17 protein-coding genes and 1 pseudogene are annotated in these 21,224 nt (G+C 66.0%); 10 read left to right on the forward strand and 8 right to left on the reverse strand.

Annotated elements, in window-relative coordinates:
* Window positions 1–41: 41 nt before the first annotated feature.
* A complete protein-coding gene (gene ggt, locus ACH13J_RS04865; RefSeq protein ID WP_397542184.1) occupies window positions 42–1,658 on the reverse strand; it encodes a gamma-glutamyltransferase in 1,617 nt (538 codons plus the stop codon).
* Between the two features lie 19 nt (window positions 1,659–1,677).
* Window positions 1,678–2,277, reverse strand: a complete 600-nt coding sequence (locus ACH13J_RS04870) for a helix-turn-helix domain-containing protein (RefSeq protein ID WP_397542185.1) — start codon at window positions 2,275–2,277, stop codon at window positions 1,678–1,680.
* A 132-nt stretch (window positions 2,278–2,409) separates the two neighbouring features.
* Between ACH13J_RS04870 and ACH13J_RS04875 the strand changes: the two genes are divergently transcribed.
* From ACH13J_RS04875 to ACH13J_RS04915, 9 genes are all read left to right on the forward strand, one after another.
* On the forward strand, window positions 2,410–4,428 hold the full coding sequence (locus ACH13J_RS04875) for a hydantoinase/oxoprolinase family protein (RefSeq protein ID WP_397542186.1): 2,019 nt from the start codon (window positions 2,410–2,412) through the stop codon (window positions 4,426–4,428).
* Window positions 4,425–6,095, forward strand: coding sequence for a hydantoinase B/oxoprolinase family protein (locus ACH13J_RS04880; RefSeq protein ID WP_397542187.1), 1,671 nt, complete (start codon window positions 4,425–4,427; stop codon window positions 6,093–6,095). Before ACH13J_RS04875 ends, ACH13J_RS04880 begins: the two co-directional genes overlap by 4 nt.
* Window positions 6,092–7,378, forward strand: coding sequence for an FAD-dependent oxidoreductase (locus ACH13J_RS04885; RefSeq protein WP_397542188.1), 1,287 nt, complete (start codon window positions 6,092–6,094; stop codon window positions 7,376–7,378). Before ACH13J_RS04880 ends, ACH13J_RS04885 begins: the two co-directional genes overlap by 4 nt.
* 103 nt (window positions 7,379–7,481) lie before the next feature.
* Window positions 7,482–8,609 carry a C4-dicarboxylate TRAP transporter substrate-binding protein gene (locus tag ACH13J_RS04890; protein WP_397542189.1) on the forward strand — a complete coding sequence of 376 codons (1,128 nt, stop codon included), beginning with the start codon at window positions 7,482–7,484 and terminating at the stop codon, window positions 8,607–8,609.
* A 59-nt stretch (window positions 8,610–8,668) separates the two neighbouring features.
* Window positions 8,669–9,208 carry a TRAP transporter small permease subunit gene (locus tag ACH13J_RS04895; RefSeq protein WP_397542190.1) on the forward strand — a complete coding sequence of 180 codons (540 nt, stop codon included), beginning with the start codon at window positions 8,669–8,671 and terminating at the stop codon, window positions 9,206–9,208.
* A 57-nt stretch (window positions 9,209–9,265) separates the two neighbouring features.
* Window positions 9,266–10,573: a TRAP transporter large permease subunit gene (locus ACH13J_RS04900; protein WP_397542191.1), complete on the forward strand. Its 1,308-nt coding sequence runs from the start codon at window positions 9,266–9,268 to the stop codon at window positions 10,571–10,573.
* 38 nt (window positions 10,574–10,611) lie between these two features.
* Window positions 10,612–11,283 (forward strand): isochorismatase family protein, encoded by a 672-nt coding sequence (locus tag ACH13J_RS04905; protein WP_397542192.1) that lies wholly within the window; start codon window positions 10,612–10,614, stop codon window positions 11,281–11,283.
* A gap of 80 nt (window positions 11,284–11,363) precedes the next feature.
* Entirely contained in the window at window positions 11,364–12,662 is a 1,299-nt protein-coding gene (locus tag ACH13J_RS04910; RefSeq protein ID WP_397542193.1) for an MFS transporter, read from the forward strand.
* A 302-nt stretch (window positions 12,663–12,964) separates the two neighbouring features.
* On the forward strand, window positions 12,965–15,394 hold the full coding sequence (locus ACH13J_RS04915; RefSeq protein ID WP_397542194.1) for an FAD-dependent oxidoreductase: 2,430 nt from the start codon (window positions 12,965–12,967) through the stop codon (window positions 15,392–15,394).
* A gap of 32 nt (window positions 15,395–15,426) precedes the next feature.
* Here the strand turns inward: ACH13J_RS04915 and ACH13J_RS04920 are convergent, their stop codons facing one another.
* The 3 genes from ACH13J_RS04920 to ACH13J_RS04930 are packed head-to-tail and all read right to left on the reverse strand — an operon-like array spanning window position 15,427 to window position 17,449.
* Window positions 15,427–16,233 (reverse strand): metal ABC transporter permease, encoded by an 807-nt coding sequence (locus ACH13J_RS04920; RefSeq protein WP_397542195.1) that lies wholly within the window; start codon window positions 16,231–16,233, stop codon window positions 15,427–15,429.
* Window positions 16,230–16,982, reverse strand: coding sequence for an ATP-binding cassette domain-containing protein (locus tag ACH13J_RS04925; protein ID WP_397542196.1), 753 nt, complete (start codon window positions 16,980–16,982; stop codon window positions 16,230–16,232). The genes ACH13J_RS04920 and ACH13J_RS04925 overlap by 4 nt, the downstream gene beginning before the upstream one ends.
* The gene (locus tag ACH13J_RS04930) at window positions 16,979–17,449 is read right to left on the reverse strand and encodes a transcriptional repressor (protein ID WP_397542197.1); all 471 of its coding nucleotides are present in this window, start codon (window positions 17,447–17,449) and stop codon (window positions 16,979–16,981) included. Before ACH13J_RS04930 ends, ACH13J_RS04925 begins: the two co-directional genes overlap by 4 nt.
* 108 nt (window positions 17,450–17,557) lie before the next feature.
* Between ACH13J_RS04930 and ACH13J_RS04935 the strand changes: the two genes are divergently transcribed.
* Window positions 17,558–18,547, forward strand: coding sequence for a metal ABC transporter solute-binding protein, Zn/Mn family (locus ACH13J_RS04935; protein WP_397542198.1), 990 nt, complete (start codon window positions 17,558–17,560; stop codon window positions 18,545–18,547).
* Between the two features lie 77 nt (window positions 18,548–18,624).
* Here the strand turns inward: ACH13J_RS04935 and ACH13J_RS04940 are convergent, their stop codons facing one another.
* From ACH13J_RS04940 to ACH13J_RS04950, 3 genes and pseudogenes are all read right to left on the reverse strand, one after another.
* Window positions 18,625–19,932, reverse strand: a complete 1,308-nt coding sequence (locus ACH13J_RS04940) for a CNNM domain-containing protein (protein WP_397542199.1) — start codon at window positions 19,930–19,932, stop codon at window positions 18,625–18,627.
* Between the two features lie 122 nt (window positions 19,933–20,054).
* A complete protein-coding gene (locus ACH13J_RS04945; protein ID WP_397542200.1) occupies window positions 20,055–21,017 on the reverse strand; it encodes a tyrosine recombinase in 963 nt (320 codons plus the stop codon).
* Window positions 21,014–21,224: pseudogene (locus ACH13J_RS04950) on the reverse strand (hypothetical protein); the annotation flags it as partial. The pseudogene ACH13J_RS04950 and the gene ACH13J_RS04945, both read right to left, overlap by 4 nt.

Consider the following 21,224-nt stretch of genomic DNA (forward strand, 5'->3'; position numbering starts at 1 on the left):
GGCCACCCGGCGGCCGTTTCCAGCCCGCCGCGTCTTGCCCGTCAGGGCATGGCCATGCCGTCGGTCGCCGGGTCGGCGCCCCCGTCGAGGCCGTTTTCGGTGATACCGATACCGTGGACCCACGCGATGCCATAGCTGCGCGGATCGCGGATGACTTCGTACCCCTCTTTCTCGAGCGTGTCTGTGACCGATCTGGGAATCCGGTTGACCACATCGATGGCATTGCTGGTCGCCGAGAACCGGGGGCGGGCGACGGCCTCGGACATGGAAAGGCCGAAGTCCAGCACGTTCAGCGTGGCCTGCAGAACACCCATTGCGATCTGCGTGGCCCCCGGGGCCCCGATCACGAGGCGCGGCGTGCCATCGCGGAACACGATCGACGGACAGACCGAGCTGAACCGCGCCTTTCCGGGCGCGATAGACCCCGGCAGGCCGGGGCGCGGGTCGAAAACTCCCATGCAACCATTGTACATGAACCCCAGTTCCTCGGTCACGACGCCCGACGGCATGCCGAGCGAGTGCGTCATCGACACGCACATGCCGTTGCCGTCGACGATGGATATCTGGGTGGTGTCGCGGCACTGGCCGGCCGGGTCGAACCGTGGCACGTCGGCCTTGTCGCCGTTCCTGATCCGGGCGGCCAGTTCGGCGGCGTAATCCTCCGACAGGATCCGCCCTGCCGGCACGTCGACGAAATCGGGATCGCCGATGAAACGGTCCTTGTCGATGGTGGCGTATTTCATTGCCTCGGCGACGGTCCGCACGTACTCGGCGCTGTTGTGGCCCATGGATTTTAGATCGAAATGGGCAAGGATGTTCAGCATTTGCGCCAGCATGAGCCCGCCGCCCGGCGGCTGGTTGCTGGTCACCGTGAAGTCGCGGTAGCGTGAGACAACCGGCTGATTGATTTTCGCCTCGTAGCCCGCCAGGTCGTCCGCCGACACCAGCCCGCCATGCGCGGCCATGTCCTCGACGATGCGGTCCGCGATCTCGCCGGTGTAGAACACATCCGCCCCCTGCGCCGCGATGAGGCTCAGGGTCGCGGCCAGATCGGGGTTGATGACCGTGTCGCCGACCTGCTTGGGGCTGCCGTCCTCGCGGCAATAGAGGGCGCGGCTGGCAGGGGTGTGGGCGATACGCTCGTGATTGGCCACGCGCCCCATCTTGGATGGTTCCGACCAGAACTGGTGCACGTGGGGGCGCACCGACCAGCCGTTGCGCGCCCAGCCGATCGCATGTTGCATCAGGTCGGCCCATGGCATCGAGCCGTGACGCTCATGCGCGCAGGCATAGGCGCGCAGCGAAGCGGGCACGCAGATCGACTGGTAGCCGATGTCGTTCACACGCCCCTTGAGCGTGAAGCCATAGCCGTCTCGCGCCTCGCCCTCGATCAGGTCGGCCCACATGTCGCCGGTTGCGGCGCCGGGGGCCGGTGCGTGGAAGTCGATATACTCGTGAACGTCCGACTCCGGGTCGTAGACGGCCATGCTGCCGAAACCGGCGATGCCGCACATCAGCGGGTCGACGACGCCCTGGACAAAGGCGGTCGCTATGGCCGCGTCGACCGCGTTGCCCCCGGCGCGGAGAATCTCGTGACCGGCCTCGGTTGCTTCCGGCTGGGGGGTGACGATCATGGATCGGGATGGCGTGCCCGTCATGTCTGCTCCTGCTTCTGGGTCATTGGGTATTGATGTAGACGACGATGCATTCGCTCTTGCCGCGGTTCTCGAACCGGTGTGGCCTGCGGCTGTCGAAACAGAAGCTGTCACCGGGGCCGAGAACGTAGAAACGGTCCTCGACCTCGAGATTGAGCGTTCCCGAAATGACAAACCCCAGGTCGAGACCCGAATGCTCGTAATTCCTGCGGCCCGACATCGCGCCGGGCTTGAGGTGCACAAGCATGAACTGCAGGCCTTCCAGGTCCTGCGGCGAAAGCATCCAGGCGGTCATGTCGGTCCCGTTGAACGTCATGACCGGCCGGCTTCCTTCGCGAATCACGATGCCATCCTCGGCCTCGGCAGACCCTGATCCCGCGTCGAAGAAATAGGCGGTCGGTAAACCGAATGCGTTGGCGAGCTTTCTCACGGTGCGCAGCGACGGCTGGGACAAGCCGCGCTCCACCTGGCTTATGGTGCCAACCGACAGATCGGCGCGATCGGCAAGCTGCTGCAGTGAAAGCCCGTGCTGGCGGCGCAATTCCCGCAAGCGGCGTGCCAGAACTTGGCCGTCATTCTCGGCTGCCTCGGGCGGGCGTGCGATTTTTTTCGAGACGGACACGGTTCGTTTCCTTCAAATTTTGAGCCAGTTTAAGGCAAAAATGAAAATTTGTCGCTCATGCTTTCATTTTTTCTTGCCTGATCCTCGCAAAAATGAAAGATTTTGCAAAATGTTTTTAATCTGGAGTGATGCATGCGCGTTGGAATCGAGGTTGGAGGAACCTTTACCGACATGGTCGCCGTCGAGGATGACCGGATCGAGCTGCGCAAGGTTCCGTCAACACCCGCGGCACCCGACCGAGGCGTTCTGAATGCGATCGAGGAATCGGGCGTCGATTGCGGGCAGATCAGCGACATGGTGCATGGTTCGACCGTGGCGACCAACGCACTGCTTGAGCGCAAGGGCGCGAACGTGGCGTTCGTCACCACAGCAGGGTTTCGCGATATCCTTTTCCTTCAGCGCCACGACCGCCGCAATATCTACGATCTGCGCTATCAGCGGCCGGTTCCGGTGGTGGAGCGCGTGGACTGTTTCGAGGTGGCCGAACGCGTCGATGCGCAGGGCGAGGTCCTCGCGCCGCTCGACATCGAGGCGGTAAAACGCGATGTTCTGCCCGACCTCAAGAAAGGCGGTTACGACGCCGTCGCGATCTGCCTGCTGTCGTCCTATGCGAACCCCGCGCACGAGGAGGCGCTGCTGGATCTTCTGACGGCGGAGATGCCGGAGGCGGTGATATCCGTCTCGTCCCAGGTGACGCGGGAATTCCGCGAGTACGAACGTGCCTCGACGGTGACGCTTGCAGGATACGTGCAGCCGGTGATCGACCGCTACATCGAGAGGCTCGAGGATTCCCTGCAGGGCCTGGGCGTCAAGGCGCGGCTGTCGATCATGCAGTCCAACGGCGGCCGGGTGCCGGCCTCGGCGATGCGGCGCAACGCGATCGCCGCGTTGTTCAGCGGCCCGGCGGCGGGGGTCGTGGGGGCGATCCGTCAGGTTGGCCGCAGCGGCAACGGCAACCTCATCACCTTTGACATGGGCGGCACCTCGGCCGATGTGTGCCTCGTGACCGGGGGGCGCCCCGGGATATCTCCGGATACCGAGATCGACGGGCTGCCGGTGCGCACCCCCGTTATCGACATCTCGACCGTGGGCGCGGGGGGCGGTTCGATCGTCTGGATCGATGATGGCGGCATGCTGCGCGTCGGGCCAACCAGCGCGGGGGCGGAGCCGGGCCCGGCCTGCTATGGCAAGGGCGGCACGCAGCCCACGCTGACGGATGCGCACGTGATCCGCGGCAGCCTGCGGCCCGAGGCGTTCCTTGGCGGGGCGATGAAGATCGACCGCGCGCTGGCCGTCGCGGCGTTTCGCCCGCTGGCCGAACAACTGGGGCTTTCGGTGCCCGAAGCCGCCGGGGCGGCGCTGCGCCTTGGCGCGGCAAACATCGTGCGCGCCATCCAGCATATCTCGACCGAGCAGGGCAAGGACCCGCGCGATTACGCGCTGGTGCCCTATGGCGGGGCCGGCCCGCTGCTGGCCGCCGAGATCGCCGAGGAGCTGGGCGTGCAGCGCGTGATCGTTCCGCCCAATCCCGGGGTTCTGTCGGCCTATGGGCTGATCGCGTCGGATTTCTCGCGTATCTACGCGGCGACACACCGGTTCGTTGTCGATGAGGCCGCGGCGGACAAGGTGCGCGCCATCAAGGCCGAAATGGAAGCCGAGGCACGGGCCGATTTCGAGACCTTTGCCCTGGGTGGCGAGCTGGAGATCGGTTTCGTCGCGGACATGCGCTTTGTCGGGCAGGCCTTCGAGGTGCCCGTCGAACTGGACGAGGAAACTCTCGAAAAGCTGGACGCCGCGATGCTGGAGGACCTCTTTCAGCAGGCGCACCACCGTATTTTCCTGCACGGCGGCACCGAGGGCCAGAAAATCGAGATGGTCAGTTTCAGGGTGACGGCCACGCGCGCCATCGGCAGCTTGCCCGCTTTCCGTGAAAAACCCAGCAATGTCGAGCGGCCCGCACACACCAGCTTCGAGACCGGGCAGGGGGTGCGGCACGCCGCGCTCCATTCCAGCTCGGAGCTGCCGGTGGGACAGCCCGTGAAGGGGCTGGCGTTGATCGAGGGGTATTCCTCGACGGTGTACCTGCCCGACGGATGGACCGTGACCCGCGATGCCGATGACAACCTGACCATGGAAAGGAGCCGGGCATGACCCTCAGCGCGATAGATTACGCCGTCATCAGCCAGGCGGTTCTGGCCGGCGCCCGCGAAATGGGGGCCAAGCTCATCCGTTCCGCCTATTCGACGATCCTGCGCGAGGCGCGGGACGGGTCTGCCGCCATCCTTGACCGCGACGGGTATACCGTGGCCCAGGCGGAGCTGATCCCGATGCAGCTGGGGTCGATCGGGGCGATCTTCCAGTCCTGTGCGCGGCTCTACGATCTCGACGAGGTGACCCCCGACGATTTCTTCGTCGTCAATGACAGCCACTCCGGCGGGCAGCACCTGCAGGATGTGTTCTTCTTCCATCCGATCTTCGTCGGAGAGCGCCGTGTGGGGTTTGCCGCCTCCGTGGCGCATCATCTCGATATCGGCGGCGGTAGCCCCGGCCTTTCGCCCCACGCCCGCGACATCCATTCCGAAGGCCTTATCATCCCGCCGACGAAATTCTCGATGACGCGCGACTGGAACGGCGGCCCTCTCGAACGCATGCTTCGAGCGAATGTGCGTGCGCCGCTGCAGACGATGGGCGATTTCAACGCGCAGATCGCGGCCAACAGGATCGGGCAGAAGCGGATCGCGGAGTTGTGCGAACGCTACGGCGTGCAAAAGGTGGAAGAGGTCATGGCGGCATTCCAGGCTTATACGGAACGCCGCGTGCGCGCCGGTATCTCGAAAGCGCCTGACGGGGTCTATTACGGAGAATCCGCGATCGACGATGACGGGGTCAACGATACGCCGGTTCGCGTGCGTTCCAAGGTCACAATAGAGGGCGACCGGATAACGGTCGATTACAGCGGCACCGACGACCAGGTGATGACGAATGTCAACGCGCCGCTCGCCTCGACGATCTCGGCCACCATGTCCTGCGTCAAGAGCGTGATCAGCACGCCCGACATTCCCTTCAATGACGGGCTGTGCCGCTCGGTGGACGTGGTCGTGCCGGAGGGCTGCGTCCTCAACCCGCGCTACCCCGCGCCCGTTCGCGCGCGGATGAACGTCTGCTACCGCGCCTTCAACGCGACGATGAAGGCACTGGCGCAGGCCGTTCCGGAGCAGGTTATCGCGGGGGGCTACGATTCCACCTCCGTGGGCTGCCTGTCGTGGCTTAACGACGGCAAGTACTCCGTTTACCTTGAGGTGTTCGGTGGGGGATATGGCGCGTCCAGCAGCCAGAACGGATGTGACGCCATCGACAGCCCGCTGGCCAACTGCGCCAATACCCCCGTCGAAGCCATCGACCAGGATTACGAGTTCTTCCGGGTCGAGGAGTATCGCCTCAGGCCGGACAGTTTCGGCCATGGCCGGTACCGCGGCGGCGCGGGGTTCGAACGGGCCTTCCGCATCCTCAAGGATGGCGCGACCGTCGCGCTTTATGCCGACCGTTTCAAGTTGCCGGCAAGCGGCCTGTTCGGTGGAACCGACGGGACGACCGGGGCCTGCGAAATTCACCGCGGAGACGATGTGATCTCGCTCAAGTCGAAGGACATGCACGACTTGAAGAAAGGCGACCTGGTGGTGTTCCGCTTCGGTGGCGGCGCCGGCTACGGCCCTCCGCAAGAGCGATCGCACGCGGCCATCGATGAAGACGTGCGGCAGGGCATTCTGAGCGCCGAGGCCGCCCAAGGGGCCTATCCGGGGTGGGCCGCCAGCCGATGACAAAAAGTGCCGCCACCTTCTTCCGCAGTCTGTGGTTCGCGGATTGTCCCGAACCGGCGCCGGAGGCCGACAGCGCCGGCGATGCGGATCTGGCGATCGTGGGGGGCGGCATTACAGGGTTGTCGGCGGCGCTGCATTTCGCGCAGGCCGGCCACAGCGTGACGGTCTTCGAGGCCGACGAGTTGGGTTTCGGAGCCTCGGGACGCAATGGCGGCCAGGTCATACCGGGCTTCAAGCACGACCCCGACGCCGTGATCGCCCGGCACGGTGCGCAGCGGGGCGAGGCATTGATCCGGCTTGGTTCGGACGCTCCCGACCTCGTGTTCGACCTGATCGAACGGCATGGCATCGCCTGTCATCCGCGGCGCAACGGCTGGATTCAGGCATCGCATTCCAAGACCGCGCTCGGCACGGTTCGACAGCGTGTCCACCAGTGGCAGGCCCGGGGCGTTTCGGCCCGTATGCTGGACCGCGACGAGATCGTGGCCATGGTCGGGTCGTCGGGATATGCCGGCGGCTGGCTGGACCCGCGTGCCGGACAGGTTCAACCGCTGGCCTATGTGCGGGGGCTGGCCCGCGCCGCGCGGGAGGCCGGCGCCCGGATCGTTCCGCAAAGCCCGGTGCGCGGGCTGGCGGCGGAAAACAACGGGTGGCGCCTGATCACCGATCGCGGCGAGGCGCGGGCAGGGCGCGTCCTGCTGGCCACGGGTGCCTATAGCGACGGGCATCTTCTGCCCGGTCTGAACCGCGGCATTCTCGCGGCCCAAAGCAACATCGTGGTCACGGCGCCCTTGCCCGAAGAGACGCGCCGGACGGTGTTGCCGTTCGGCGGCTGCCTGTCGGAAATTCGCAAGCTGGCCTTCTACGTGCGGCTGTCCCATGACGGCCGGCTGATGCTTGGCGGCCGCGGTGCGATCGGCGAGACGCACGGCATGGGTTTGCAAAAGCGGCTCGAGCAGGCACTGCGCCGTATGTTCCCGCAGGCGGCCGCGCTGCCGATAGAGTATGGATGGTCAGGGCAGGTGGGGCTGACGATGGACGGCTGGCCGCATCTGCACCAGCCCAAGCCGGGGCTGTACGCCTTGCTGGGGTATAATGGCCGCGGCGTGGCGCTGGCGACGGCCATGGGCGCAATGATCGCGCGGCACCTGGCGGATGACGGGCCGCTTGCCCTTCAACAGACAAGGCTGCGCCCCATCGGCTGGCACGCCGTCAGGACGCCGGTCATGCGGATGGGCATCAGTTATTACTGGATCAAGGATAGACTGGGTTTGGCAAGCTGAAGGAGGTGCGATGACACGAACCGGTTGGGTTTCGACACCCAGATGACACCCCCGGCAGCGGGGACAGGCTGCATTCCGATACAAAACAGGGAGAAAGACAGTAATGAGACAGAAACTAGCAAGCGCCATCGTCGGCACGGCCCTGCTGGCCGGGGCGACGTCGGCTTCGGCAGAGACCATTACCGCCAGCGTGTGGTTCCCAGAAACCCACCCCTTGACGGGCGCCGGTTACCTCGAACTGGCCAAGACGATCGAGGACGTCTCCGGCGGTGATCTGACGTTGCAGGTGTTCACCGGCACATCCCTGCTGCCGCCCGCCGCGCACCTGTCCGGGCTGCAGGACGCGGTCGTCGACATGACCTATCACGCGGGCACCTACACGCCCTCGGACTTGCCCGAGGACAACGTTCTGGCATCGCTCGGCATCGGGCTCAACGAAAGCATGGTCGGCATGATGGCCGTGGCCGATTTCTACATGAACGATCCTGGCATGCAGGACATGTTCGACCGGCTCGGGATCGTCTTTCTTGGCTCCTACGCGACGCCGCAATACGTGATGATCTGCAATACACCGGTGACGAACCTCGAAGAGATCGAGGGCAAGAAGATACGCACGCCTTCGCCCGTGCACGCGGCCTGGGTCGAAAGCGTCAAGGCGACCCCGGTCAGCGTTCCCTCCTCGGAGATGTTCAACGGGCTTGAAAAGGGACAGTTCGATTGCGTGTTCAACGCCGCAAACGATCTGAAATCGAGATCGCTGTGGGACGTGGCCAAACACACCACGCTGCTCGAGGTCGGCTCGTATTTCGCCGGGTGGGAATACGCCATGCGGGACGGCCGCTGGGAGGAACTGAGCGAAGGAAACCGGCGCCTGCTGCTCGACACCATGCCGGACAACCTGGTCAATATCGCGCAGCAGTATCAGGCGGCGTCTGACGAGGCGCTCGCCGAGGCCGAAGACCGCGGCGTGACGGTCTATCAGCCCTCAGAAGGTTTGCAGCAGAACCTTGACGCCTTTGTCGCGAACGAGGTGGAGCCCATGGCGCTGGAGACCGCCGAGAACCTTGGCGCCCCGGATGCCACCGGGCTGATCTCCCGTTTCAAGGAAACCTATGACAAGTGGGGCGAGCTGCTCGACGGCGTGTCGCGTGACGATGCCGATGCGCTCAGCGACATCCTGGCCGAGAACCTCTATGACACCATAGATGCGTCGAGCTATGGCCTGAACTGAGCACTTTCTGCCCGGCACGGGCACGTGAAAGCCCGTGCCGGGTCACGGGGGGACGTCCAATGACCCGAAATACCGCAATGGTGGACACCTTGCTCCGGTGGCTGTCGAATTTCCTCGCCGTCATCGGCGGGATCGCGTTGGTTCTAATGATGGTGCAAACCGTCGCGGACGTGATCGCGGACCAGTTCTTTTCCCGGCCGATACCGGGAAACCTCGAAGTGATTTCCGTTCATCACATGGTGCTCGTGGTGTTCCTGCCCCTGGCGTTCGTCGAGCGCCGGCACGAGCACATACAGGTCGATCTCCTCTATCAGTTGATGCCAAGGCTGTTGCAAAGGATCACGTTGGTCGCGGGATACCTGGTCAGCGCGGGGTTCTTCGCGATCCTCACCTGGCGCACCTGGGGCGACGCGATACGCTCGCTGGCCAAGAACGAGATGATGATGGGCAATGTCTATGTCATCATCTGGCCCGCCAAGTTCGTGCTGCCGGTCGGCTTCGCGGCCATCGGTCTGGTCGTGCTCCTGCATGCCTGGCGCGCGGCCACCGATCCGGCGTTTTCCCCGACTCCACCGGCCCCTGAAGAAGGTCACATCTGACCCCCGCGCCGCCAAGCGCGGCAGCCGGGAAATCCAATCCAGCGAAGGGCTCCTTACATGAGCAGTGTCGACATCGGTTTCATCGGTCTGGGCGCCAGCGTGGTGCTGTTGCTGTTGCGTGTGCAGATCGGGGTCGCTTTGGGCCTCGTTTCCTTCGTGGGTATCGCCGTCCTGCTCAATCTTCGTGCGGCTTGGGGCATCATTACCGCGATACCGTTCAATTTCGTCGGCGACTGGAACCTGACGGCGATCCCCATGTTCCTGCTGATGGGATTCGTCGCCTCGGAGGCCGGATTGTCGTCGGGGTTGTTCCGGACCATGCGCATGTTGCTGTCATGGCTGCCCGGCGGCCTGGCGGTGGCCAGCGTCGGGGCCAGCGCCACGCTCGCGGCGGCGTCGGGATCGTCCGTGGCCACCTCGTCGGCCTTCGCGCGGATCGCCACGCCGGAGATGCTGCGCTACCGTTACGATCCCGCGCTCGCCACCGGCGTGATAGCCGCGGCCGGCACGCTGGGGTCACTCATACCGCCCAGTATCCTGATGATCATCTACGGCTATATCGCCGAGGTTTCGGTGGCCAAGCTCTTTGCCGCGGGGGTGGTGCCCGGCATTCTGACCGGGCTGGCCTTTTCGTCGATGATCGTGCTGCGCTGTATCCTCAAGCCGTCGCTTGCGCCACCGGTTCACGAGACGTTCACGCGCGCCGAGATGCGCGAGGCGATCGCCGAAACCTGGGCCCTGCCGGTGATCATCGTGGGCGTCTTGATGGGCATATTCCTCGGGTTCTTCACGCCCACGGCAGCGGGGGCGGTCGGTGCCGCGCTGGCCGTGCTGGTGGCGCTTGCGCGCCGTTGCCTCACGCTTGCCGTGATGGCGCGGGCGATCGAGCAGACGCTTATCGGGACGGCCAGTATCTTCATGGTGGTGATCGGCACGGCCCTTCTTGGCAAGTTCATGGCGCTGTCGGGCGTGCCGACCTTCGTGGCCGAAAGCTTCGTCAGTTTCGGAACCTCCGAGCTTCTCGTGCTTGTCGCCGTCGCGCTGCTCTACATCTTCCTGGGCTGCTTTCTGGATTCCATCGGCATTCTGCTCCTGACGATGCCGATCATCCTGCCGATGGCACAGGCGAGCGGGCTCGACCTGATCTTCCTGGGTATCATTCTGGTCAAGCTGCTGGAGATCGGTCTTCTGACGCCGCCGGTGGGGCTGAACGTCTACGTCATCAAGGGGGCGCTCGGGGATCGCGTGGCGTTGACCACGATTTTCCGCGGCGTGGGATGGTTCATCGCCGTCGATCTGGTCGTGCTTGTGCTGCTCATCTCGTTTCCCGCCCTGTCGCTGTGGCTGCCCGGGATGATGCAGTAGACGGGTGCGCACGGTGCCAACAAGAACGGAGAAAGTTCATGATCGAAGACTTTGAACGCCTGACGGCCCACAAGGGAGCCGCGCCCTTTCAGCCCATCCGCTTCGAACTCGTGCCGCGCCGGACAGCCGTGGTGCACATCGACGCGCAGAACGACTTTCTTCACGACGATGGCGCCTACGCCAGACAGCAGATCAATATTGGCCACATGCAGCGCGTGATCGCGCCGACCAGACGTCTGGTCGAAGTTGCGCGCGCTCACGGTGTTCCGCAGATATGGACACGTCACGGAACGCGCAGTTCGGTGGATGCCGGCCCGTTCCACAAGCTGCGCCCACAACTTGGTGAAAGCGGTCTGCGGCAGAACACGTGGGGCTACGAGCTTTACGGCGATATCGGCGCGGCGGAGGAGGACTGGTTCGTCGAGAAGACACGCCTGAGCGCGTTCTTTCAAACCAATCTCGAGGTGATCCTGCGTGGCCTCGGGGCCGAAACCGTGATCTTCACGGGCGTTCTGACGAACCAGTGCGTCGCCGCGAGCAGCAAGGACGCCATGTTCCGCGATTTTCAGCCCATCGTCATCGAGGAGTGCACGGGTACGACGCTGCCCAACCTTCACGAACCCGCCCTTGCGATGATGAAAGTCGGCTGGGCGGAGGTCACGTCGCTCGACGATATACTGGGCCGGATCAGTGACCTGCCCGCGGCGTGAGAAAGCCGCCCGTGCCCCGCTGAACGCATTGCGTGGCCGTGCCGGTCCGCCTTTCCCGGAAAGCTGAAACCGGACTGCGCATGCCTGAGACTGGTCGCAACTCCGACAGATCGAACGATCAGCGCGCGCGCCCGGAGGCAGGCGGTGACAGCCCGCAACAGCCCATCCGGCAAACCGGGTTGCACGGCATGCACCTGGGGCTGGTGATCGCGCTGTTCGCACTGGCCTATTTCTTCTCGCTCTTTTTCCGGACGGTCAACGCGGTTCTGTCGCCAAGGCTGGAATCGGAGCTTGGCCTCGGGCCTGGCAATCTGGGCTTGTTGACGGCCGCCTATTTCCTGGGCACCGCTGCGTCGCAGATCCCAATCGGGATATGTCTGGACCGGTACGGGCCGCGGCGCGTTCAAACGGTGCTTTTGTGCGTCGCCGCCGCGGGGATCGCGACCTTCGGTCTCGCCGAGGCCGTGCCTTTGCTGGTCTTTGCACGCTTCGTGATCGGGATCGGCGTGGCCGGTTGCCTGGTAGCCTGTTACCAAGCTGCGAGCCTTTGGCTGCGCCCCCGGAATCTGCCGCTGGCGAGCGGTCTTTTCCTGGCCGTGGGAGGGATCGGCGCCCTGGCGGCAACGCAGCCCGTGAGCGTGATAATCCGTCTGACGGACTGGCGCACGATGTTCCTTGCGCTCGCCGCCATCGTGTTGCTGAACGCGCTGGCGATCTGGCGGGCGGCCCCGGAGCCGCGCGCGCGGCCGAGCATCTCGTGGCAGTCTTGGCGCAGCGGCTTCCATACCGTCTTGCGCAATGATCGCCTGCGGAGATACCTGCCCATTGCCGCCGTCTGCTTCGGCACCGGCACGTCGATGCAGGGGCTGTGGGCCGCGCCGTGGATGCGGGACATCGCCGGTCTGCAGGCCAGTGCCGTAACCTGGTCGCTGACGGCAATGGCCGTCGCGCTGACGGTCGGCTCGGCCGCCGGCGGCATCGTCGGTTCTGCCCTTGGCCGGTTCGGCATAACGTTTCCCCAGCTGATCCTTGGCAGCGCGTGCTTGTTCATCTGCGCCGAGCTGGGCCTTGTCCTCTTTCCCGGGCATTTCGACCTGATCAGCTGGCTGTTGATCGCGCTGACCTACAATCCGGTGACGCTTGCCTATGCCTATGTCGCATTGTCGCAGGACAGGGCCTTTATCGGGCTTTCCAACGCGCTGATGAATACCGGCGTGATCCTTGCGACCTTCTTGATACAGTATGTCCTGGGGGCGATTTTCTCCGTGACGAACGCGGGCGTGACCCAGTGGCCGTACCTGCTTTCCATGGCAGGCCTGATCGTGCTTCAGGTTGCCGCGCTGGCTTGGTGCCTTGGCGCGCCCAACCGTGAAGAATAACCGAACGGGATGGTATCGAACCGCCGGTTGGGAAATTGTCGCATGGCGGCGGTGCGGGTGCAGCCGCGTCCCTGGTTCTCAAACGGACGGACGCGCGCGGGCAGCGGTATGCGTGCGCCCGCGATGGCCAGTTCCTTTTTGATATCAGCGTCACCCCGCGGCTGCGTTGAGACCCGACATGCCGGCCCGGCGGCCGCCGGAGTGGCGGGTTGTATCACCGCGACGGATGATGTCGGGAACTGGCATTTGGCGGGCGGTTCACCCTGTCAGGTTGACACCGCAACACACGCAAGGGACGACCCATGAAAACCCACGCACGGGCTGTCGTGATCGGCGGCGGCGTTATCGGATGCTCCATCCTCTATCACCTGACCAAGCTGGGCTGGAGGGACGTGGTTCTGCTGGAGCGCGACGAGCTGACCAGCGGCAGCACATGGCACGCGGCGGCAAATATCCACGGGCTGCATGACAGCGCCAACATCTCGCGGCTGCAGCACTATACCATGACGCTCTACAAGGAGCTGGAACAGGAAACAGGGCAGAGCTGCGGCGTGTTCCAGCCCGGCAGCCTTTACCTTGCGCAGACGGAGAACCGGGAGCATCAGCTGAAGCTGCAGGCGGCGAAGGCCAAGCTTTACGGGATGAAGTTCCACGAGATCAGCCGCGAGGAGGCCGAGGAGAAGCATCCGCTGGTCAATTACGACGGCATCCGCTGCATCATGTGGGAGCCGGAGGGGGGCAACGTGGACCCCTCGGGCGTGACCAATGCCTATGCGGTCGGCGCGCGGCAGAAGGGGGCGGAGATCTATCGCTTCACGCCGGTCACCGCCACCCGTCCGAGGCCCGACGGCACATGGGTGGTCGAGACGCCGAAGGGCAATATCGAGACCGAGTGGGTGATCAATGCCGCGGGCCTGTGGGGCCGGGAGGTGGCGAAACTGGCGGGCATCGAGGTGCCGCTTCAGCCCACCGAGCACCAGTATTTCGTGACCGAAGCCATGGCGGAGATCGAGAGCGCGGGCCGGCGGCTGCCCTCGGTCGCGGACCGGGATGGCGAATATTACCTGCGGCAAGAGGGCAAGGGCCTGTTGATCGGCGCCTACGAGCGCAAAGTGAAGTTCTGGGCCGAGGACGGCACGCCGCTGGATTTCGCGCACGACCTCTTCCCCGACGACTTGGAGCGCATCGAGGAGAACATGATGCGCGCGATCGAGCGCGTGCCGGCCGTGGGCGAGGCGGGGATCAAGCGGGTGATCAACGGGCCGATGATCTGGTCGCCCGATTCCAACGTGATCCTTGGGCCGGTGCCGGAACTGAGAAACTACTTCATGTGCGGGGGCATCATCCCGGGCTTCAGCCAGTCGGCGGGCATGGGGCTGATGGTGGCCCAGTGGATCGTCGAGGGGGAAATGCAGTATGATATGTTCCCGTGGGACATCGCGCGGTTCGGCCAGTGGGCGAATGACCCGCGCTTCGTGATGGCCAAGGTGCAGGACCAGTACGCCCACCGCTTTGCCATCCACTACCCCAACGAGGAACGCGCGGCGGGCCGGCCGCACCGCACGCGGCCCGTCTACGAGATGCAAAAGGAGATGGGCGCGGTGTTCGGCCTCAACTACTGCTGGGAGCACCCGCAGTGGTTCGCCGACACGCCGGGCACGCAGGACACCAACGGGTTCACCCGCCAGAACTGGTGGGGGCCTGTCGGGGACGAGTGCCGGATGCTGCGCGAACGGGCGGGCATCATCGATATTTCCAACTTCGCCAAGTACAAGGTGAAGGGGCCGGGCGCCGAGGACTGGCTGAACGCGGTGTTCGCCAACAACATGCCCACGTCGGTCGGCCGGTCCTGCCTGACGCCGCTGATTTCCGTGCGCGGCGGGATTGCCGGGGATGCCACGGTGACGCGGGTCGATGCGGATGAATTCTGGATCGTTTCGTCGGGGATGGCCGAGCGCTATCAGAAACGGTTCTACGACATGGTGCCGCTGCCCGAGGGCACGACCTTCGAGAGCCATACCGAGCAGATGTGCGGCTTCAACGTGGCCGGGCCGAAATCGCGCGAGTTGTTGCAGCGGATGACGAACACCTCGTTGGCGACCGGGGATTTCCCCTTCATGCGGTCGAAGATGATCGACATTGCCGGCGTGCGCTGCCTTGCGCTGAGGGTCAGTTTTACCGGCGATCTGGGCTGGGAGCTGCATTGCCGGACCGAGGATCAGGAGGCGCTTTACCGCGCGCTTGTGGAGGCGGGCAAGGAGTTCGGCGCGGGGCCCGTGGGCGCGCGGGCGCTGATGTCGATGCGGATCGAGAAGGGCTATGGCTCGTGGAGTCGCGAATACAGCCCCGAATACTACCCCCACGAGGTCGGTCTTGCGGGGCTTTGCAAGATGGGCAAGGATTTCCTGAACAAGCAGGCGGCGCAACGCGCGATGGAGGGGGCGCCCCGCGAGGACCTTGTGCTGATCCATGTCGACGAGGCGGCGGTCACCGCCTCGAACGCTGACGCCACCGGCGGAGAGCCGATCCTGCGCGATGGCGCGCCCGTGGGCCGGGTGACGTCGGGCACCTACGGTTACACCGTGGGCATGTCGCTGGCACTGGGCTATGTCCGGCACGGGACAGCGGGGCCGGGCGACACGGTTGAGGTGATGATCCTTGGCCGACCGCACCGGGGCCGCATCCTGCAAGCGCCCCCCTTTGACCCCGAGGGCCGGCGCTTGCGGGCCTGACCGACCCGCCGGGATGGTGGCCCTTGCAAGGGTCAGCGCACCGCGCGCGCCCAAAGGCCGCCGAAAACCGTCGAGACGCCGAACAAGAGCGCCGCGGCACAGACGATGGTGGGGCCGGCCGGCGTATCGGCGACAAAGGCCATCCTCAACCCGCCGAGCGCCGACAGCGCCCCGATCGCCATGGCCACGGTGGCCATGCGCTCGGGCGTCACGGCAAAGGGGCGGGCGGCGGCCGCAGGGATGATGAGCATCGCCGTTATGAGCAGCGCGCCGACGACCTTGATCGCCACCGCCACGACCACCGCCAGCGCCACCGTCAGGATAAGCTGCTCGCGCCGCGGGTCGATGCCTGCCGCATGGGCGAGATCCGCGCCGAGAGTCGCGGTCAGCAGGCGGTTCCATCGCCATGCCAGAAGCCCCAGCACGGCCGCCGCGCCGCCCCAGATCACCGACAGGTCGGTGCGTCCGACCGCGAGGATGTCGCCAAAAAGGTAGGCCGAAAGGTCCACCCGCACGCCCTGAACGAACGATACCGCCACCAGCCCGAAGGCAAGCGCGGAATGCGCCATGACGCCAAGCAGCGTGTCGAGCCCGACGCCACGCCCCGACAGGGACGAGACCGCCAGCGCCATCACGAGCGCCACCGCGAGCACCCCCGAGAAAACCGGCAGCGAGAACGCCAGCGACAGCGCCACGCCAAGGATCGCCGCATGTGCCGTGGCGTCCCCGAAATAGACCATGCGCCGCCAGACCACGAAACACCCGAGCGGCGCGGCGGCCAGCGCCACGCCCAGGCCGGCCAGCGCCGCCCGCACCATGAAATCGTCCAGCAGTGTCATTCCGCGGCCTCGTGATCGTGATCGCATCCGTCATGGTCGTGGTCGTGGTCGTGCCGGTAGAGCGCCAGCGCCCCGCCGGTGCCCGTGCCGAAAAGCGCGCGGTATTCCGGGGCCGACGCCACGTGCTCCGGCGCTCCTTCGCAGCAGATATGCCCGTTTAGGCAGATCACCCTGTCCGATGCCGCCATCACGACGTGCAATTCGTGGCTGACCATCAGCACGGCGCAGCCGAGATCCTGCCGGACCTGCTCGATCCGCCGGTAGAAGGCGGCGGCGCCCGGCTGGTCAAGGCCTTGTGTCGCCTCGTCCAGGATCAGCAGCTCGGGGTCGTTGAGCAGCGCGCGCGCCAGCAGGACGCGCTGGAACTGCCCCCCCGACAGCGCCGCCATCTGCCTGTCCGCCAGCCCGCCGGCGCCCGCGGCATCGAGCGCGGCATCGACGCGCGCGCCCGTCACGCGGACCGGCAGGCCGAGGAAGCGGCGCACGGTCAGCGGCAGGGTAGGGTCGATATGCAGCCGCTGTGGCACGTAACCCAGCCTGAGGCCGCGCCTGCGGTGGACACGCCCCGCCTGCGGGCTGAGCGCGCCGATGATCGCGCGCAGCAGCGTGGACTTGCCGGAGCCGTTCGGCCCCACGATGGTAACGATCTCTCCCGGCGCGATGGACATCGTGATGTCGCGCAGAACCGTCTGTGCCCCGAGCGTGATGCGCAGGCCGGCAATGTCCACCAGGGGGGGTATGTCCGTCATGCCGCCTCCGCGCAGCGGGGGCAGATGCCGACCGCCTCGATCACCATGCGCTCGATCTCGAACCCCGCCCCCCGCGCTGCCCGCGCCAGCGCGCCTCGGTCCGGTGCGGCCTCTGCCTCGGCGACGCTGTCGCAGAGCCGGCAGATGAGGAAGGCCGGTGCGTGATCCTCGCCGGCATGGGTGCAGGCCACGAAGGCGTTGAGCCGCTCGATCTTGTGCGCGAAGCCGTGCGTCACGAGAAAGTCCAGGGCGCGGTAGGCCACGGGTGGCTGCGAGCCGAGCCCCTCCTCGCGCAGGTGGTCGAGGATATCGTAGGCGCCGAGCGCGCGGTGCCGGTCGAGCAGGATTTCAAGCACGCGGCGGCGCACGGGGGTCAGCTTGAGCCCCGCGGCCCGGCAATGGGCGTCGGCGGCCGCGAGCGCCGCCGTCTTGCAGGCGTGGTGGTCGTGGGCTTCGAATCCGATCATGGCGGTCCTTGCGGGATTTCCGGTTCGTGTCGTGTATCAGGGGCTTGATATGTTATACTATAACATTTAACAATCCTCCCGTCTTTCACTGTCCGAAAAGGTGCCCTGATGATGTTTCGTTCCGCCTGCGTTGTCCTTGCCCTGCTGTCCGCCCCCGCGCGGGCCGACGTCCCGGTGGTGGCCACCGATATCGCCGCCGTGCATTCGCTGGCTGCTCAGGTCATGGAGGGGGTTGGCACCCCCGAGATGGTCGTGCAGCCGGGCGTGTCGCCGCACGGCCATGCGCTGCGCCCGACGGAGGCGGCGGCGCTGGAGGCCGCTGACCTCGTGTTCCAAGTTGGCGGCGGCCTGACGCCGTGGCTGGACGGTGCTCTGGAAACGCTGTCGGCCGACGCCAGCGTGCTGACGCTGATCGAGGTGCCGGGAACACTGAGACACGCGATGCGCGATAACGTCATCTTCAAGGTGGACGCGCATGATGCGGGCCACGACCACGGTCATGACGGGGCGCACGAGGACGAAGAGGCGGCGCATGACGCAGGTCAAGACCACGGCCATGCCGGCGGGGATCACGGCCACGCGCATGACGGGATCGACCCGCATGCGTGGCTGGACCCTGAGAACGGCAAGCTGTGGCTCGACGCCATGGCGGACGCGCTGGCCGTGGCGGACCCCGGGAACGCCGCGCTCTACCGCGCCAACGCGGCCGAGGGCAAGAACAGGATCGAGGCGGCGACGACCCGGATCGAGACGATGCTGGCACCGGTTCGCGACGCGCGGTTCGTCGTCTTCCACGACGCCTACCAGTATTTCGAGCGCCGTTTCGGGCTGTCGGTGGTGGGGGCGATCGCGGTCTCCGACGCGCGGACGCCGGGGCCGGCGCGGCTGGCGCGCCTGCGTAACGGGCTGGCCGAGCGGAACGTCGTCTGCATCTTCGCGGAGCCCCAGTTCGACCCCGGTATCGTGGAGGTCGTGCTGGAGGGCAGCACCGCCCGCGCCGCCGTTCTGGACCCGATGGGCGCCGACATTCCGCCGGGGCCGGCATTCTATACCCGGCTGCTGACGGGGCTTGCCAGGGCCATCGTGGACTGTGCCTGATCGCGCGGGCCGGAAAATTCGAATTTTCCGGCCCGGAATTTTTTGGAAAATTCCGGGCCCGGCGCATCGCCCGGGCCTCAGAGCTTCCTTATCTTGAGCTTGGTGATCCGGTTGCCGTCCTTCGCCATCACCTCGAAGCGGAAGCCGTGCAGGTTGAATACCTGGTTCACCTCGGGGATGATCTGGGCCTCGTGGATGACGAGCCCGGCCACGGTGTTGGCCTCGTCGTCCGGCAGTGTCCAGTCGGTCGCGCGGTTGAGGTCCCGTATCGTCATGGCGCCATCGACAAGGAACTGGTTGTCCTCGCTGCGGCGGATCGGGTGGTCGGCGTCGGGGTCGAATTCGTCGGCAATCTCGCCCACGATCTCCTCGAGGATATCCTCGAGCGTGATCAACCCCTGCAGAACGCCGTACTCGTCCACGACCAGCGCGAAATGGGTGCGCAGGCGCAGGAACTGGCGCATCTGGTCGTCGAGCGTGGTGGTCTCGGGCACGAAGTAGGGCTTCATCGCCACGTCGCATATGTCGAAATTCGAAAGCGTTTCCGGTGACACGCCCTCGTTGGTGACGAGGCTGTACATGGCGCGCAACAGGTCCTTGGCGTGGACCACGCCGATGATGTTGTCGGGATCGTCGCGGAAAACGGGCAGGCGGGTGTGACGGCTCTGCAGGATCTGGTCGAGGATCGCCTGCGGCTCGCTGCCCGCGTCGATCATCTCGATCCCCGACCGGTGCAGCATGATTTCCTCCACGGCGCGCTCGCCAAGGTCGAGCGCGCCGAGGATGCGGTCGCGGTCCTCTTTCTCCACGATCCCCTCGGAATGGCCGAGATACAGCGCGCCGGCGATTTCCTCGCGCACGGCGAGGATATGGCTGTCGGGGTCGGTCTTGACCCCGAAGAGGCTCAGCACCGCGCGCACGAGCACGCGAACCGCGTAGACCACCGGCGAGAAGATGTTGATGACCGGCGTGATGATGGGCGCGGTGCGCGAGGCGGCGGCCTCGGAATTGGTGATGGCGTAGGTCTTGGGCAGCACCTCGGCGAAGATGAGCACCAGCAGCGTCATGACCAGCGTCGCCAGCGCGACGCCGCTTTCCCCGAACAGGCGCGTGAACAGCGCCGTGGCCAGCGACGCGGCAAGTATGTTCACGAGGTTGTTGCCCAGCAGGACAGAGCCGATCAGGCGCTCGTTGTCCTCGGTGATGATCAGTGCCCTCTCGGCGCCCTTGTCCCCCTTGTCGGCCCGCGCCCGCAGCTTGCCGCGCGACGCGGCGGTCAGGGCCGTTTCGCTGCCGGAGAAATAGGCCGAGAGCACGAGCAGCGCCAGGATTGCGCTGGCGGTAAACCAGAAAGTGGCGTCGAGCAGGGGAGGTGAGGGGTCCATCGGGTCGCTTTCCTTTCAACCCTATGCGTTATGGGGCGCGCGCGCGCCGCGTTCAAGGGAATGCCGGCGGTGAAACCGAACAACAAGCGGGGCGGGCGCCGCGGTGTTCCGAACGCGGGCGCTCATTCTTCGTCGGATGGTGTGTGCGCGCCGGAATGCCGACGGGCCAGCGGGTGGTGATCCTCGACCAGGCTTTTCAGGCGCTCGTCAAGGACATGGGTGTAGATCTCGGTCGTGGCCACGTCGGCATGCCCGAGAAGCGTCTGGATCGCGCGGAGATCGGCGCCGTTGGCCAGCAGATGCGTCGCGAAGGCATGGCGCAGCGTGTGCGGCGTGACGTCGCCGGGCGAAATGCCGGCTTCGACCGCGAGCTCCTTGACCAGCAGATAGAACCTGTGCCGCGTCAGGTGGCCCGTCCTGCCCCGCGACGGAAACAGGAAGGGCGAGGCGGGCCTGCCCGCGGCGCGGCCCCTCTCCTCGGCCCTGTCCCGTACCGTCAGCCATGCTGACAGTGCCCCCTGCGCGGTGGCCGAGAGCGGCACCATCCGCTCCTTGCCGCCCTTGCCGGTGACCAGCAGCAACTCCGGTCGGCCGCGGGCCGCCGCGACCGGCAGCGAGATCAGTTCGCTCACCCGCATGCCAGTGGCATAAAGAAGCTCCATCAGGCAGGTGTTGCGCACCCGGTCCGCCTCGTCGCGTCCAAGCCGCCGGGCGGCATCCAGCAGGCGGTCGACATCCTGCTCCGACAGCGTCTTCGGCAGCTTGCGCTCGGGGGTCGGCCCGCTGACCTGCAGGGCGGGGTTGTCGCCGCGCAACCCCTCCTCGAAGGCGAAGGCGTAGAACTGGCGGATCGCCGAGAGCCGACGCGCCCGTGTCGAGCGGGCCAGCCCCTGCGCATCGCAATGGACGAGATAGGCCTCGATATCGGCCTGCCCGGCCGTCTCCGCGTCCTTTCCGCGGGCATTGAGCCAGTCGGCGAAATCCCCAAGGTCGCGGGCATAGGCGGACAGCGTGTTTCGCGACGCGCCTAGCTCGGCCGCGCGGGCCTCGAGAAAGGGCTGAATCCACCCTGCGCCACCCGTCATCGCGGCCCCGGCAGCAGCAGGATCTGCAGGGCGGCGCGGCGCGCTACGTCCTCCAGCCCGACGAGGCGCAGGGTGGCCAGCGCGGCCACGGTATCGCCGGTGCGGCCCGCGCCCGGTGCGCCGACCGTTCCGGCGGCGGTCAGGATCGCCTCGCCCAGCTGTCCGCGCGAGAGCATGCCGGCGAAGTCCTCGGGCGGCTCCGCGGCC

The sequence above is a fragment of the Roseovarius salis genome, from assembly GCF_044472985.1.
GTDB classification, from domain to species: Bacteria; Pseudomonadota; Alphaproteobacteria; order Rhodobacterales; family Rhodobacteraceae; genus Roseovarius; species Roseovarius salis.

Bases quoted from the DNA above. Each gene is read 5' to 3' on its own strand.
- ggt (WP_397542184.1), bottom strand. From the start codon at position 1,658: ATGACGGGCACGCCATCCCGATCCATGATCGTCACCCCCCAGCCGGAA.
- ACH13J_RS04875 (WP_397542186.1), top strand. From the start codon at position 2,410: ATGCGCGTTGGAATCGAGGTTGGAGGAACCTTTACCGACATGGTCGCC.
- ACH13J_RS04880 (WP_397542187.1), top strand. From the start codon at position 4,425: ATGACCCTCAGCGCGATAGATTACGCCGTCATCAGCCAGGCGGTTCTG.
- ACH13J_RS04885 (WP_397542188.1), top strand. From the start codon at position 6,092: ATGACAAAAAGTGCCGCCACCTTCTTCCGCAGTCTGTGGTTCGCGGAT.
- ACH13J_RS04890 (WP_397542189.1), top strand. From the start codon at position 7,482: ATGAGACAGAAACTAGCAAGCGCCATCGTCGGCACGGCCCTGCTGGCC.
- ACH13J_RS04895 (WP_397542190.1), top strand. From the start codon at position 8,669: ATGACCCGAAATACCGCAATGGTGGACACCTTGCTCCGGTGGCTGTCG.
- ACH13J_RS04900 (WP_397542191.1), top strand. From the start codon at position 9,266: ATGAGCAGTGTCGACATCGGTTTCATCGGTCTGGGCGCCAGCGTGGTG.
- ACH13J_RS04905 (WP_397542192.1), top strand. From the start codon at position 10,612: ATGATCGAAGACTTTGAACGCCTGACGGCCCACAAGGGAGCCGCGCCC.
- ACH13J_RS04910 (WP_397542193.1), top strand. From the start codon at position 11,364: ATGCCTGAGACTGGTCGCAACTCCGACAGATCGAACGATCAGCGCGCG.
- ACH13J_RS04915 (WP_397542194.1), top strand. From the start codon at position 12,965: ATGAAAACCCACGCACGGGCTGTCGTGATCGGCGGCGGCGTTATCGGA.
- ACH13J_RS04920 (WP_397542195.1), bottom strand. From the start codon at position 16,233: ATGACACTGCTGGACGATTTCATGGTGCGGGCGGCGCTGGCCGGCCTG.
- ACH13J_RS04925 (WP_397542196.1), bottom strand. From the start codon at position 16,982: ATGACGGACATACCCCCCCTGGTGGACATTGCCGGCCTGCGCATCACG.
- ACH13J_RS04930 (WP_397542197.1), bottom strand. From the start codon at position 17,449: ATGATCGGATTCGAAGCCCACGACCACCACGCCTGCAAGACGGCGGCG.
- ACH13J_RS04935 (WP_397542198.1), top strand. From the start codon at position 17,558: ATGATGTTTCGTTCCGCCTGCGTTGTCCTTGCCCTGCTGTCCGCCCCC.
- ACH13J_RS04940 (WP_397542199.1), bottom strand. From the start codon at position 19,932: ATGGACCCCTCACCTCCCCTGCTCGACGCCACTTTCTGGTTTACCGCC.
- ACH13J_RS04945 (WP_397542200.1), bottom strand. From the start codon at position 21,017: ATGACGGGTGGCGCAGGGTGGATTCAGCCCTTTCTCGAGGCCCGCGCG.